A 14,347-nucleotide genomic window follows, 5' to 3' on the forward strand; every position below is an offset into this window, starting at 1 on the left:
CGGTCAGCTTGTGTCCGCAACGGGCGGCGGATGTCAGACCGGGCGGACCCCGTTGAGGGCGCCGTGCGGATTCAGTACGTACTTGCGGCCGGCGCCCTGGTCGAACTCGGCATAGCCGCGAGGGGCGTCCTCCAGCGGGATGACGGTCGCGTTGACCGCCTTCGCGATGTGGACGCGATCGTGGAGGATCGCCTGCGACAGAGCCCGGTGGTAGCGCATGACCGGGCACTGGCCGGTGGTGAAGCGGTGGCTCTTGGCCCAGCCCAGACCGAGCCGGACCTTCAGGGAGCCGGTCCTGGCGTCGGCGTCGATGCCGCCCGGGTCCTCGGTGACGTACAGCCCGGGGATGCCGAGGGCGCCGCCGGCGCGGGTCAGCTCCATCAGCGAGTTGAGGACGGTGGCCGGTGCCTCCTCGCTGTTCCGGCCGTGCGCCCGCGCCTCGAAGCCGACCGCGTCGACGGCCGCGTCGACCTCCGGCTCGCCGAGGATCTGCTCGATCTGCTCGGCCGCCTGCCCTCGGGTCAGGTCGACGGTCTCGCAGCCGAAGCTCCGGGCCTGCTGAAGCCGGTCGGAGTTGAGGTCGCCGACGATGACGACCGCCGCCCCGAGCAGGTGCGCCGAGGCCGCCGCGGCGAGTCCGACGGGCCCGGCCCCGGCCACGTACACCGTGGATCCGACGCCGACGCCCGCCGTGACCGCGCCATGGAAGCCGGTCGGGAAGATGTCCGACAGCATCGTCAGGTCGAGCAGCTTCTCCAGCGCCGCGTCCCGGTCGGGGAAGCGCAGCAGATTGAAGTCGGCGTACGGGACCATCACGTACTCGGCCTGGCCGCCGACCCAGCCGCCCATGTCGACATAGCCGTACGCCGCTCCCGGCCGGGCCGGGTTGACGTTGAGGCAGATGCCGGTCTGGCCCTCCTTGCAGTTGCGGCACCGCCCGCAGGCGATGTTGAAGGGGACGGAGACGATGTCCCCCTGCTGGATGTACTCCACATCCGGGCCACGCTCGATCACCTCGCCGGTGATCTCGTGCCCGAGTACCAGGTTCTCCGGAGCTGTGGTGCGGCCGCGCACCATGTGCTGGTCGCTACCGCAGATGTTGGTGGCCAGCACCTTGAGGATCACGCCGTGCGGACACTTCCGCCCGACGTTCTCCGGTGCCACGCCCGGCCCGTCCCGGAGTTCGAGGGTGGGGAAATCGATCTCCTGCACCTCGACAGCCCCTGGCTTCAGATACGCGACCGCCCTGTTTCCTCCGCTCATGACTCGCCGTCCCTTCGGTTTCGGCTCGCGGATGGTGTTGCTCGGTCTGTGCGTGCTGCGGAGTCTGCTACCGCCCGGGCTAGATGGCCAGGCTCAGCGCCCCGGCCATCGCGAAGCCGACGACCGACAGGACCGTCTCCAGGACCGTCCACGTGCGCAGTGTGTCGCGTTCACTGATCCCGAAGTATTTGGCGACCATCCAGAATCCGCCGTCGTTGACATGCGAGGCGAAGATCGAACCCGCCGAGATGGCCATGATGACCAACGCGAGATGGGCCTGCGAGTAGTGCCCCGGCGCGACGATCGGCTGCACGATGCCGGCCGTGGTGACGATGGCGACGGTCGCCGAACCCTGGGCGACACGCAGGGCGACACTCAGCAGCCAGGCCAGCAGGATCACCGGCAGGCCGACGTCGCCGAAGGTCTTCGCCAGCGCGTCCGCGATGCCGCTGCCCTTCAGGACGGCGCCGAAGACCCCGCCCGCCCCGACCACCAGCAGGATGTTGCCGATCGGCTTGAGGGAGGCGGTCGAGACGGCCTCCAGGTTCTGCCGGCTCCAGCCGCGCCGGATGCCGAGCAGCCAGTACGCCAGCAGCAGCGCGATGGTCAGCGCCACGAAGGGGTGCCCGAAGAAGGTCAGTACGGAGCGGAGGGTGCCCTCGTCCATCGTGATGGAGGAGAAGGTCGCCAGCAGGATCAGGACCAGCGGGGTGCCGATGATGGCGAGCACCAGGCCCACCGACACCGGCGCCTCGCCGGGGGCCGCCTCGGGCGCCTGCGCCCGGGACTCCTCCAGCGCCTCGACCATGTCCTGCGGCACGGGTACGAAGATGCGCCTGCCGATCCACGCCGAGAACACCCACGCCGCCAGCACCGCCGGGATGCCGCACAGCACACCCATGAGGATCACCCAGCCCAGCTCCACCTTGAAGATGGCCGCGGCGGCGACCGGGCCGGGGTGCGGGGGCAGGAAGGCGTGGGTCATCGACAGGCCGGCGAGCAGCGGCAGGCAGTAGAGCAGGATCGATTTTCCGCTGCGCCTGGCGGCTGCGTAGACGAGCGGGGCGAGGACGAAGATGCCGACGTCGAAGAAGACCGGGATGCCGAAGATGAGCCCGGTCAGGCCCATCGCGAGGGGCGCTCGCTTCTCCCCGAAGGCGCCCAGCAGGCGGGCGGAGAGGGCTTCGGCACCGCCGGAGATCTCCAGGATCGCGCCGAGCATCGTGCCGAGGCCGACGATGATGGCGATGTGACCGAGGATGCCGCCCATGCCGGTCTCGATGAGGCTGGTGGCGGTGGACCGCTGGACGGTGCCGAAGAGTTCGGTGACGCTCAGCCCGGCGGCCAGCGCCACCGCGATGGAGACGCCGAGCAGGGCGACGAAGGGCTGCAACCTGACCTTGATGATCAGGACCAGCAGAAGGGCGATACCGAGGGCCGCGATGGTCAGCAGCCCTGCGGTGCCGGGTATGAGCGCGATCAGGCCGCCGGTGTGGGGGACGGGGACGGGATTCAAGGGGGCTCCCGGGTGGGGGGTCTCAAGGATTCGCGGTGCCGTGCGTACTGCGGTACTGCGGTGCGGGTGAGACAGGGGGAGTTGGTCCGGCTGGGCATGCCCAAGCGAGCGCCGGCCGAACGGGGGGCCAGGCGAACCGGGCGTGCTGGGGGTCAGTCGAGGACGGCGAGCGCGTCGATCTCGATGAGCAGGCCTGCGGGGAGGCCGACGTAGACGGTGGTGCGGGCGGCCGGGGCGCTCTTCAGGTCCGCGAAGAAGTCGTTGTAGATCTCGTTGAGTTCGGCGAAGTGCGCGGTGTCGGTGAGGTAGACGCGGATCATGACGACGTCCTCCCACGTCGCGCCGCCCGCCTCCAGGACCGACTGCACATTGGCGAGGGTCTGCAGCGTCTGCTCACGCAGGCCCGGGCCGACCGGGGCCGGCGCCTGCCCCTCGGCGGCCGGACCGAAGCCCACCTGGCCTGCGACCTGGAGGATGTTGCCCTTGCGGACGCCGTGCGAGAACTTCGCGGGGGGTGGGGTGTGGGTGGACGGGGTGATCGCGGTCTTGTCGCTGTTGCCGCTCTTGTCGCTCACAGGTCTTCTTCCTTTCCGGAGAGCTCCCGGCTGATGGCCTCCGCCGTACGGAGCACCAGCGGGCGCAGTTTCAGCAGTTCGTCGGCGCCAACGACGACGTTCGGCGCGGAGATGGAACAGGCCGCCGCGACCCGGCCGTCGGCGCCGTGGATGGGTGCGGCCAGGCAGTTGATGGACTCCTCGTGCCCGCCGAGGTCGGTGGCCCAGCCCTGCTCGCGTACCCGGGACAGCTCGGCGAGATAGGCGTCGGCGTCCGGCGTGGACTTGGCGGTGTAGCGCGGGTAGTCCAGGCGCTCGGCGAAGGCGCGGCGCTCGGCCTCCGGCAGGTCGGCCAGCAGGAGTTTGGCGACGGCGGCGACGGTTATCGCGACGGGCTTGCCGATCCGCGAGTACATGCGGACCGGGTAGCGGCTCTCGACCTTGTCGATGTAGACCACCACCTCGCCCTCCTCGTGGACGGCGAGGTGGACGGTGTGGCCGGTCCGCTCGTTGAGCGCCACCAGGTGGGGGTGGGCGATGCCGCGTACGTCGAGGCTCTCCATCGCCTGCTGCGCGAGGCCGAAGAGGCGGGCGCCGAGCCGGTAGCGCTGGTCGTCCTGGCGGTAGACCATGCCGTGCTCGTGGAGGGTGTGCAGGAGGCGCAGCGCGGTGGACTTGTGGACGTCCAGATGGCCCGCCACCTCGGCCAGATTGGCCGGTCCCTCGGCGAGCAGGGGCAGGATGCGCAGCGCGCGGTCCACTGTCTGGCTCATGTCGTCGCTCGTCCGTTCTCGCCGTTGACCCGGCGCTGGCCGGGATGTTAGACAACGTGGAACACGGTACGCAACGCTCATTGCACATCTTGCAACGGGAGGGTTCTCTTGGCCGCCGAAGAGCTGTACGACGAGCGCGTCGACCACCGCTTCAAAGGCCTGCCACCAGACGCGGCGGGCCTCACGGTGCGCGAACTCGCCGCCCAGCGCCGCTCCCTCTTCGACGGCGGCTTCACGACCCCGCTGCTGACGCTCTCCGCCCCCGCCCTGGAGCACAACCTCACCCAACTCGCCTCATACGCCCGCGCGCACGGCCTCGCCTTCGCCCCCCACGGCAAGACCTCCATGGCCCCGCAGCTCTTCGAGCGCCAGCTCGCCCACGGCGCCTGGGGCATCACCGCCGCCGTACCGCACCAGGTGCGGGTCTACCGCGCGTACGGCATCCAGCGGATCTTCCTGGCCAACGAACTGGTCGACGCGGCCGCGCTGCGCTGGCTCTCCGCCGAGCTCGACGCCGACCCCGGCTTCCGCTTCGTCTGCTACGTCGACTCCGTACGGGGTGTCGAGCTGATGGACGCCGCCCTGACCCGCCCGGTGGACGTCGTCGTCGAACTCGGCGTCGACGGCGGCCGTACGGGCGTCCGCGACTCCGACACCGCCGCTCTGGTCGCCGACGCGGTCGCCGGGGCCCGGCAACTGCGGCTGGTCGGCGTCGCGGGCTACGAGTCCACGGCGCCCGACGTGCGCACATGGCTGGGCGAACTCGTCGCCCTGGCGGAGCGGTTCGATGCGGAGGGGCGCTTCGCGGACGCGGAGGAGATCGTGCTGAGCGCCGGCGGCAGCGAATGGTTCGACCTCGTCGCGGAGGCCTTCGAGCCGGTCGGCGGCGGCCTGTCCAAGCCGGTGCTGAAGCTACTGCGTTCCGGTGCATACGTCAGCCACGACGACGTCCACTACCGCGACCTCACCCCGTTCCACGACCGCATCCCCGACAAGGGCTCCCTCGAACCCGCCCTCCGCCTCTGGACCCAGGTCCTCTCCCGCCCCGAACCCACCCTCGCCCTCCTCAACGCCGGCAAACGCGACGCCCCCTACGACCTCGACCTCCCCGTGCCTCACCTCGTCCGCCGCCCCGACGGCACGGTCCTCCCCCCGGACGGCCTCACGGTCACCAAGCTCGCCGACCAGCACGCCTTCGTCGCCGTCACGCCGGGGACCGATCTGCAGGTCGGCGACTGGGTCGCCCTCGGGCTGTCCCATCCGTGCACGGCCTTCGACAAGTGGCAACTCATCCCCCAGGTCGACCCGGACGGCACGGTCACGGACTACATCCGTACGTTCTTCTGACCCGGCGGGTGGCTCCCGGGTTGTGGGTAGGCCGTCCGCCTGAGGCGGAACGGGCTGGCACAACCCGGCCACGGACCCGCACCCACCAACGCACCCGCAACCACCCACTGGACAGGCGCCCATGGACCTGGTCATCCGCGACGCCCGCGTCATCGACGGCACCGGCGGCCCGTCCTACCGCGCAGACGTCGGCATCAGCGAAGGCCGGATCGCCGAGATCGGCCAGGTGTCGACCGCCCGCCGCACCCTCGACGCGCACGGCCTCGCCCTCTCCCCCGGCTTCATCGACATGCACGCCCACAGCGACCTCGCCCTCCTCACGGACCCCGCCCACGAGGCGAAGGCCGCCCAGGGCGTCACCCTCGAAGTGATCGGCCAGGACGGCCTGTCGTACGCCCCCGTCGACGACCGCACCCTCGCCGAGGTCCGGCGCCAGATCATCGGGTGGAACGGCGATCCGCCGGACCTCGACTACGACTGGCGCACCGTCGGCGAATACCTGGACCGCCTCGACCGCCAGGGCATCGCCGTCAACGCCGCCTACCTCGTCCCGCAGGGCACCGTCCGCATGCTCGCGGTCGGCTGGGAGGACCGTCCGGCGACCCCGGCCGAGCTCACCCGCATGAAAGAACTGGTCGCCGAGGGCCTGGCTCAGGGCGCCGTCGGTATGTCCTCCGGGCTCACCTACACCCCCGGGATGTACGCCTCGGACGCCGAACTGACCGAGCTGTGCCGCGTGGTGGCCGCATACGGCGGCTACTACTGCCCCCATCACCGCAGTTACGGCGCCGGAGCCCTCCAGGCGTACGAAGAGATGCTCACCGTCACCAAGAACGCGGGCTGCGCCCTGCATCTCGCTCACGCCACCATGAACTTCGACGAGAACAAGGGCCGCGCCCCCGAGCTGATCGCACTGCTCGACCGGGCCCTGGCGGAGGGCGCGGACGTCACCCTCGACACGTATCCCTACCTCCCCGGGTCCACGACGCTCGCGGCGATGCTGCCGAGCTGGGCCACGGAGGGCGGCCCGGAGGCGACCCTCGCCCGCCTGCGGGACGAGCCGACGGCGGACCGCATCCGCCACGCGATGGAGGTCGACGGCTCGGACGGCTGCCACGGCGTGCCCATGGACTGGTCGACGATCGAGGTCTCCGGCGTGACCGACCCCGCCCTTTCCTCCCACGTCGGCCGCCGGATTCCCGACTTCGCCACCGCCCGCCGCCTCCTCCTCGACGACCGGCTCGGCCCGACCATCCTCCAGCACGTCGGCCACGAGGAGAACGTCCGCGCGATCATGCGCCACCCCGCCCACACCGCCGGCTCCGACGGCCTCCTCACCGGCGACAAGCCCCACCCCCGCGCCTACGGCACCTTCCCCCGCTACCTCGGCCACTACACCCGCGACCTCGGCATCCTCACCCTCGAAGCCTGCATCGCCCACCTCACCGCCCGCCCCGCCGCCCGCCTCCGCCTCCCCGACCGCGGCCTCATCCGCCCCGGCTACCGCGCCGACCTCGTCCTCTTCGACCCCGACACCATCGCCGCCGGCTCCACCTTCGACCACCCCCGTACCCTCCCCCACGGCATCCCGCACGTCCTCATCAACGGCCGCTTCATCATCGAAGACGGCCACCGCACCGACGTCCTCGCCGGACGCACGATCAGACGCCACTAAAAGCACGCCCTCCACCCGGATACCGCACCCCGGCCCGCCGGACGGAGTCCGGCACAGCGACTCGAAGCAGCGAAGCGTCGCGAGAGCCGCAGAAAAAAGGGGCCGGGCCGCCGCACGGACGTCCTCGCGGGGCGTACGGTCCGCCGGGGTGGCCAAAAGCACGATGCGCGGGCGGTTTCGTCGCCGTAAGCTCCCAGACATGCAGGTGATCCAGTCCACGAAGCTCGCCAACGTCTGCTACGACATCCGGGGTCCGGTGTTGGAGGAGGCGATGCGGCTCGAGGCGACGGGCCATCGCATTCTGAAGCTGAACACGGGCAATCCGGCGGCGTTCGGGTTCGAGTGTCCGCCGGAGATCCTCGAGGACATGCTGCGCAGCCTGGGCGGCGCGCACGGCTATGGCGACTCGAAGGGCATCCTGCCGGCGCGGCGGGCGGTGATGCAGCACTACCAGACCAAGGGCGTGGACCTGGACGTCGAGGACATCTTCCTCGGCAACGGGGTGTCCGAGCTGATCCAGATGTCGATGCAGGCGCTGCTGGACGACGGCGACGAGGTGCTGATCCCGTCGCCGGACTATCCGCTGTGGACGGCGGCGGTCTCGCTCTCCGGTGGGACGCCGGTCCACTACCGCTGCGACGAGCAGGCGGACTGGTATCCGGACCTGGCCGACATCGAGCGGAAGATCACCGACCGGACCAAGGCCCTGGTGATCATCAACCCGAACAACCCGACGGGCGCGGTCTACGACGACCAGCTGTTGCGCGAGCTGACGGACATCGCCCGCCGCCACAATCTGATCGTCTGCAGTGACGAGATCTACGACAAGATCCTGTACGACGACGCCACCCACACCCCCACCACGGTCATCGCCCCCGACCTGCTGACGCTCACCTTCAACGGACTGTCGAAGGCGTACCGCGTCGCGGGCTACCGCAGCGGCTGGCTGGCGGTCTGCGGCCCGAAGGCGCACGCGTCGAGCTATCTCGAAGGCCTGACGATCCTCGCCAACATGCGGCTGTGCGCGAACGTCCCGGCGCAGCACGCGGTGGCGACGGCGCTGGGCGGCCGGCAGTCGATCAAGGACCTGGTACTGCCGGGCGGGCGGCTGGTGGAGCAGCGGGACGTGGCGTACGACCTGCTGACGCAGATCCCGGGCGTGACGTGCGTGAAGCCGAAGGGCGCGCTGTACGCGTTCCCGAGGCTGGACCCGAAGGTCTTCAAGATCAAGGACGACCAGCAGATGGTGCTGGACCTGCTGCGGTCGGAGCGGATCCTCGTGGTGCAGGGCACCGGCTTCAACTGGCCGGAGCCGGACCACTTCAGGCTGGTGACGCTGCCGAGCAAGGAGGACCTGACGGAGGCGGTCACCAAGATCGGCAACTTCCTGGACGGTTACAGCCAGCCGTAGCTCGAAGCTCTCGCTATTTAGACGATGTCTAAGTTAGGATGTTCTCCTGATCGCAGGAGGAGTGCATCCATGTACGAACCGATACGCACCAAATCGGTACACAGCGTGGCGGCCACGACGACTCCGGCAACCCCGCGACGCAGCCGTGACGAGGAACTGGACTTCCAGCTCGCCGGTCACCTCGCGGCGCTGCTCACCGTCACAGACGAGCTACGCGCCCTCGCCCCGGGCGACGACCTCGGCAGCGCGGCCGAGCAGCTCGCCGAGTGCGTGGCGCGGTTGCGCCACGGCGTCGCGCCGGCCCGGTTGCCGCTGGCGACCGCGGTCGAGGCCACCCCGGATCGTATTGCCGCGCTGCACCGACGTGCCCAGGCACTGGCCGGCCGGGCCCTCGTCGTCGCGGCATCCCGCCAGGACACGGCCGGCGCGGTGCTGGCCGCACAGCGCCTCGACGCCCACGACGCCGCGCTTGCCGCGGCCTGACTCCACAAAACCCGTAGAGCCCCTAGAACCCGCAGCACAGCAAAGCCGGAAGGCCCGAGGCATGCGCCTCGGGCCTTCCGTTTGAGGGTTGGCTCAGCCCGCCCGGCAGAGGGTCAGGGTCGGGGGCTCCCTGCCGGTTGGCTGTGCCGCGCCATCGGGCCGCCGCCCCGCGCCGCACGCGCAGGTGAGGGTTGGGCGGCCCGAATCCGGGTCAGCGTCAGCCGAGCCGCGCGACCAGCGCGCGGTACTCGTCCCACAGCTCCTTGGGCGTGTGGTCGCCGAAGGTCTCCAGGTGGGAGGGGATGAGCGAGGCCTCGTCGCGCCAGACGTCCAGGTCGACCGACAGGAGCAGGTCCAGGTCCTCCTGGGAGATGTCCAGGCCGTCGGTGTCGAGGGCGCCCTCGGCCGGGAGGATGCCGATGGGGGTCTCGACGCCCTCGGCCCGGCCGTTGAGGCGGTCGACGATCCACTTCAGGACGCGGCTGTTCTCGCCGAAGCCCGGCCACACGAAGCGGCCCTCGGCGTCCTTGCGGAACCAGTTGACGTAGTAGATCTTGGGCAGCTTGGCCGCGTCGTGCTCCTGGCCCAGCTTGACCCAGTGGCCGAAGTAGTCGCCCATGTTGTAACCGCAGAACGGAAGCATGGCGAAGGGGTCGCGGCGCAGCTCGCCGACCTTGCCCTCGGCGGCCGCCGTCTTCTCGCTGGCGACGTTGGCGCCGAGGAAGACGCCGTGCTGCCAGTCGAAGGACTCGGTCACCAGCGGTACGGCCGAGGCGCGCCTGCCGCCGAAGAGGATCGCCGAGATCGGCACGCCCTTGGGGTCCTCCCACTCGGGCGCGATGATCGGGCACTGCCCCGCCGGGGTGGTGAAGCGGGCGTTGGGGTGGGCGGCCGGGGTGCCGGACTCCGGCGTCCAGTCGTTGCCCTTCCAGTCGGTGAGGTGGGCGGGGAGCTCCTCGGTGAGGCCCTCCCACCAGATGTCGTTGTCGTCGGTGAGGGCGACGTTGGTGAAGACCGAGTTGCCCCAGAGGGTCTTGATGGCGTTGGCGTTGGTGGCCTCGCCGGTGCCCGGCGCGACGCCGAAGAAGCCGGCCTCGGGGTTGATCGCGTAGAGGCGGCCGTCCTCACCGAAGCGCATCCAGGCGATGTCGTCGCCGATGGTCTCGACGGTCCAGCCGGAGATGGTGGGCTCCAGCATGGCGAGGTTGGTCTTGCCGCAGGCGCTCGGGAAGGCCGCTGCGACGTACTTGGCCTCACCGCGCGGCGGGGTCAGCTTGAGGATGAGCATGTGCTCGGCCAGCCAGCCCTCGTCACGCGCCATCACCGAGGCGATGCGCAGCGCGTAGCACTTCTTGCCGAGCAGGGCGTTGCCGCCGTAGCCGGAGCCGTAGGACCAGATCTCGCGGGCCTCGGGGAAGTGCGAGATGTACTTGGTGGAGTTGCAGGGCCACGGCACGTCGGCCTCGCCCTCGGCGAGCGGGGCGCCGACGCTGTGCACGGCCTTGACGAAGAAGCCGTCCTCGCCGAGCTCGTCCAGCACCTCCTGGCCCATACGGGTCATGGTGCGCATGGCGGTGGCGACGTACGCGGAGTCGGTGATCTCGACGCCGATGGCAGAGAGCTCCGAGCCCAGCGGGCCCATGCAGAAGGGGACGACGTACATCGTGCGGCCGCGCATGGAGCCGCGGAACAGGCCCTTCTCACCGGCGAGGCCCCCCTCACCCGTAAAGATGGCGCGCATCTCGTCGGGGTGCTTCCAGTGGTTGGTCGGGCCCGCGTCCTCCTCCTTCTCGGAGCAGATGAAGGTGCGGTCCTCGACGCGAGCGACGTCGGTCGGGTCGGAGGCTGCGTAGTACGAGTTGGGGCGCTTGATCGGATCGAGCTTCTTGAACGTGCCCTTCTCGACGAGTTCGTCGGCGAGGCGCTGGTACTCGTCCTCCGAGCCGTCGCACCACACGATCTCGTCAGGCTGGGTCAGCTCGGCTATCTCGCCGACCCATGCGATCAGTTTCTTGTGATTGGTGGGAGCCGCTTTGACGCGCGCCACGATCGCTCCGATCCGCCTGGTGTGCACTCACCGGGCGTGTGTTGTTTGAGGGTGTTGAGCTGCTGTTGTCGGCCCCTTGGGGGCTGCGACCCGGATGCCGCTTCGTGGGATGCTCATCCGGTGCCGTCCGCACTCATATGAGTATCAGGACAGGAAACGGGATCTGTCCAGGGCGCAATGCGTGAGCATCGCCACTCGTAACACTGGAACCTACGGAGCCGTAACCTACGGTGGAGTAGCTAGCATTGACCGCATGACGAAGGTCGACCAGACTTCCGCTGTGACCCCTGACGTAGCAGAGCTCGCCTTGGCCCACCCCATAAAGCCCAAGCTCAGAGGGTGGCTGCATGCCGGAATGTTCCCGGCGGTACTCATTGCCGGCGTCACGCTGACGGCTTTCGCGGAGAGCACCAGAGGCCGGATCGCCTGCGCGGTCTTCACCGTCACGGCCTGCGCGCTCTTCGGGGTCAGCGCCCTGTACCACCGTGGGAACTGGGGCCCGCGCGGCGAGGCGGTGCTGCGCCGCCTGGACCACGCAAATATTTTCCTGATTATTGCCGGAACGTATACACCGCTCACGATCCTTCTGCTCAACGGCGGCCAGCAGGACATACTGCTGTGGATGGTCTGGGTCGGAGCACTGGCCGGGATCGCCTTCCGGGTCTTCTGGGTCGGCGCGCCGCGCTGGCTCTACACCCCCTGCTACATCGCGCTCGGCTGGGCGGCGGTGTTCTTCCTGCCCGACTTCATGCGCACGGGCGGCATCGCCGTGATGGTCCTGATCGTCGTCGGCGGCCTGCTCTACAGCGCGGGCGCGGTGATCTACGGCACCAAGCGACCGAACCCGTCGCCGCAGTGGTTCGGCTTCCACGAGGTGTTCCACTCCCTCACGGTGGGGGCCTTCGTGGTGCACTACGTGGGCATCTCACTGGTGGCGTACACGCACTCGTAGGTCCTGAGCTGCGACGTCGAGCCCCGCTCCCGGAAGTCCGGGGGCGGGGCTTTCGCATGCCCTAAATGATGGCTACTCTCTTTTGAGAGTCACTTCCACTTGATGCTCACTCTCATCGGAGGCGCGTCATGACGACGCCGCACGCACCGACGCAGACACCACCGCCCGACCCCCGCCGCTGGTGGGCCCTCGGCGCCCTGGTCGCCAGCATGATCGTCATCGGATTCGACATGACGATCCTGAACGTCGCCCTGCCCACCATCGCCACCCAGCTCGGCGCCAACACCGGCGACCAGCAGTGGATCGTCGACTCGTACGTCGTCGTCTTCGCCGCCGCCATGCTCCCGGCCGGCCTGCTCGGCGACCGCTTCGGCCGCCGCCGGATGCTCATCACCGGCCTGCTGATCTTCCTCGCCGGCTCGCTCGGAGGCACCCTCGCCGGCTCGCCGGGACCGGTCATCGGCGCCCGTACGGTCATGGGGCTGGGCGCCGCCCTGGTGATGCCGCTGGCCCTGTCCGTACTGCCCTCGCTCTTCGGGCCCGAGGAGCGCAGCAAGGCGGTCGGCGCGGTCACCGCGGCCATGGCGCTCGGCATGCCGCTCGGGCCGATCATCGGCGGCACGCTGCTCGACCACTTCTGGTGGGGCTCGATCTTCCTGATCAACATCCCGCTGGTCGCCATCGGCGTCACCGCCTGCCTCTTCCTGCTGCCCGAGACCCGCGACCCGGCCGCCCCCAGGGTCGACGCCGCCAGCACCCTGCTCACCCTCGCCGGGCTCGGCGCGCTCGTCTTCGGCATCATCGAGGCGCCCCGGGACGGCTGGGGCGACCCGCTCGTGCTGCTCATGCTGTTCTCCGGCGTCGCCCTGCTCACCGGCCTCGTGCTGCGCGAGCGGAGCATGGCCCGGCCGATGCTCGACCTCGGGCTACTGCGGCACCGCGGATTCCTGTGGAACAGCGTGTCGGCCACCCTGGTGACCTTCATCCTCACCGGGCTGCTCTTCCTCGTACCGCAGTATCTGCAGGTCGTGCTCGGCAACGACGCCTTCGGCACCGGGCTGCGGCTGATGCCGCTGATGGGCGGCCTACTCGTCGCGGCGCGCGGCAGCGCCCCGCTGGTCAGCCGCTTCGGGGCGCGTCCGGTGATCACGGCCGGGCTGCTGGTGCTGACGGCCGCCGCCGTGCTCGGGTCGCGTACGGCCGTCTCCGACGGTTACGGGGCCACCGCGCTCTGGCTGGCCATCACCGGCTTCGCCTTCGGGTTCGCGATGATCCCGGCCATGGACGCCGCCCTCGGGGCGCTGCCCAAGGACCGGGCCGGCAGCGGCTCCGGGCTGCTGATGACGCTGCGCCAGACCGGCGGCGCGATCGGCGTGGCCATCCTCGGCAGCGTCATCGCCGGCGCCTACTCCGACCGCCTCGACACCGCCGGGCTTCCCGCCGCCGCAGCGCACGCCGCCACGGGCTCGGTCGGCGCCGCGCACGCCGTCGCAGCCGCCCTCGGCGATCCGGCGCTGGCGGCATCGGCGAACGCCGCATACGTCCACGGCATGGACCTCGCCCTGCTGGTCTGCGCCGCCGCCTCGCTGGTGGCAGCGGTCCTGGTCGCGCTCTTCCTGCCCGATCCGAGGACGCAGGCACCGGCCGACGACGCCGCCCTCGCCCCGGAGACGGCGGATGCCCGACAATAACGACCATGGTCTCCACCGCCCACCCCAAGCCCGGCCTGCGCGAGCGCAAGAAGATCCAGACCCGCCAGGCGATCCGCCGCGCCGCCTACCGCCTCTTCGAGGAGCAGGGCTACGACGGCACCACGGTGGAGCAGATCGCGGCGGCGGCGGAGGTCTCGCCCAGTACGGTCTTCCGCTACTTCCCCACCAAGGAGGACATCGTCCTCACGGACGAGTACGACCCGATCATGGTGGCCATCCTCCGCGCCAGGCCGGCCGGAGAGCCGATCATCGAGTCGATCCGGCATGCGGTGCTGGGCCCGCTCCACGACATGTACGCCGCCGACAGCGAGGAAATGGTCCAGCGGATGCGGCTGGCACGTGACGTCCCTGCCATCCGCGCCCGTATGGGCGAGAACATGCAGCTCTCGTGCAACCTCATGACCCGCGCCCTCGCCGAGCGCGACGACCGGTCCGTGGACGACCTGGAGACCCGCATCGTCGTCAGCGGCCTCCTCGGCGCCTGGAGCGAGGCCATCATGGCCTGGATCGAGGACGACGGCCGCGAAAACCTGGCCGACGTCCTCGATCGCACCCTGCGGATCCTCGCCGCCAACTTCACCGGCCAGGGCCCCGGGCAGGACAGTCCCTAGGCG

12 protein-coding genes are annotated in these 14,347 nt (G+C 70.1%); 7 read left to right on the forward strand and 5 right to left on the reverse strand.

The annotated features are described in order from the left end of the window. Positions 1 to 33 precede the first annotated feature (33 nt). From fdhA to ACFXJ5_RS01055, 4 genes are all read right to left on the reverse strand, one after another. Entirely contained in the window at positions 34 to 1,263 is a 1,230-nt protein-coding gene (fdhA, locus tag ACFXJ5_RS01040; RefSeq protein WP_384625070.1) for a formaldehyde dehydrogenase, glutathione-independent, read from the reverse strand. Positions 1,264 to 1,342: 79 nt separating this feature from the next. Continuing rightward, entirely contained in the window at positions 1,343 to 2,779 is a 1,437-nt protein-coding gene (locus ACFXJ5_RS01045) for a GntP family permease (RefSeq protein WP_459253977.1), read from the reverse strand. Between the two features lie 152 nt (positions 2,780 to 2,931). Then, entirely contained in the window at positions 2,932 to 3,354 is a 423-nt protein-coding gene (locus tag ACFXJ5_RS01050) for a RidA family protein (protein ID WP_384625073.1), read from the reverse strand. Beyond that, complete coding sequence (locus ACFXJ5_RS01055) at positions 3,351 to 4,106, reverse strand: IclR family transcriptional regulator (RefSeq protein WP_384625075.1); 756 nt, start codon at positions 4,104 to 4,106, stop codon at positions 3,351 to 3,353. The genes ACFXJ5_RS01050 and ACFXJ5_RS01055 overlap by 4 nt, the downstream gene beginning before the upstream one ends. A gap of 108 nt (positions 4,107 to 4,214) precedes the next feature. On the opposite strand from ACFXJ5_RS01055, the gene ACFXJ5_RS01060 reads away from it, so the two are divergent. The 4 genes from ACFXJ5_RS01060 to ACFXJ5_RS01075 all read left to right on the forward strand — a co-directional run bounded on the left by ACFXJ5_RS01060 (position 4,215) and on the right by ACFXJ5_RS01075 (position 9,022). Then, positions 4,215 to 5,453, forward strand: a complete 1,239-nt coding sequence (locus ACFXJ5_RS01060) for an amino acid deaminase (RefSeq protein WP_384625077.1) — start codon at positions 4,215 to 4,217, stop codon at positions 5,451 to 5,453. A 121-nt stretch (positions 5,454 to 5,574) separates the two neighbouring features. Then, a complete protein-coding gene (locus tag ACFXJ5_RS01065) occupies positions 5,575 to 7,128 on the forward strand; it encodes an amidohydrolase family protein (RefSeq protein WP_384625079.1) in 1,554 nt (517 codons plus the stop codon). 199 nt (positions 7,129 to 7,327) lie between these two features. Continuing rightward, positions 7,328 to 8,539: a pyridoxal phosphate-dependent aminotransferase gene (locus tag ACFXJ5_RS01070; protein ID WP_384625082.1), complete on the forward strand. Its 1,212-nt coding sequence runs from the start codon at positions 7,328 to 7,330 to the stop codon at positions 8,537 to 8,539. Between the two features lie 69 nt (positions 8,540 to 8,608). Then, on the forward strand, positions 8,609 to 9,022 hold the full coding sequence (locus tag ACFXJ5_RS01075) for an SCO4983 family protein (RefSeq protein WP_384625084.1): 414 nt from the start codon (positions 8,609 to 8,611) through the stop codon (positions 9,020 to 9,022). Positions 9,023 to 9,239: 217 nt separating this feature from the next. Here ACFXJ5_RS01075 and ACFXJ5_RS01080 read toward each other — a convergent pair whose 3' ends face one another. Then, the gene (locus tag ACFXJ5_RS01080; protein WP_384625085.1) at positions 9,240 to 11,069 is read right to left on the reverse strand and encodes a phosphoenolpyruvate carboxykinase (GTP); all 1,830 of its coding nucleotides are present in this window, start codon (positions 11,067 to 11,069) and stop codon (positions 9,240 to 9,242) included. A 253-nt stretch (positions 11,070 to 11,322) separates the two neighbouring features. Here ACFXJ5_RS01080 and trhA point away from each other — a divergent pair, with 253 nt between their 5' ends. The 3 genes from trhA (at position 11,323) to ACFXJ5_RS01095 (ending at position 14,344) form a co-directional block, all read left to right on the forward strand. Next, positions 11,323 to 12,021, forward strand: coding sequence for a PAQR family membrane homeostasis protein TrhA (gene trhA / locus ACFXJ5_RS01085; protein WP_384625088.1), 699 nt, complete (start codon positions 11,323 to 11,325; stop codon positions 12,019 to 12,021). Between the two features lie 128 nt (positions 12,022 to 12,149). After that, positions 12,150 to 13,712: an MFS transporter gene (locus ACFXJ5_RS01090; protein WP_384625091.1), complete on the forward strand. Its 1,563-nt coding sequence runs from the start codon at positions 12,150 to 12,152 to the stop codon at positions 13,710 to 13,712. 5 nt (positions 13,713 to 13,717) lie between these two features. Next, on the forward strand, positions 13,718 to 14,344 hold the full coding sequence (locus ACFXJ5_RS01095; protein WP_384625094.1) for a TetR/AcrR family transcriptional regulator: 627 nt from the start codon (positions 13,718 to 13,720) through the stop codon (positions 14,342 to 14,344). Positions 14,345 to 14,347 lie beyond the last annotated feature (3 nt).

The organism is Streptomyces sp. NPDC059373, assembly GCF_042751495.1.
In the GTDB taxonomy this organism is placed as follows: Bacteria; Actinomycetota; Actinomycetes; order Streptomycetales; family Streptomycetaceae; genus Actinacidiphila.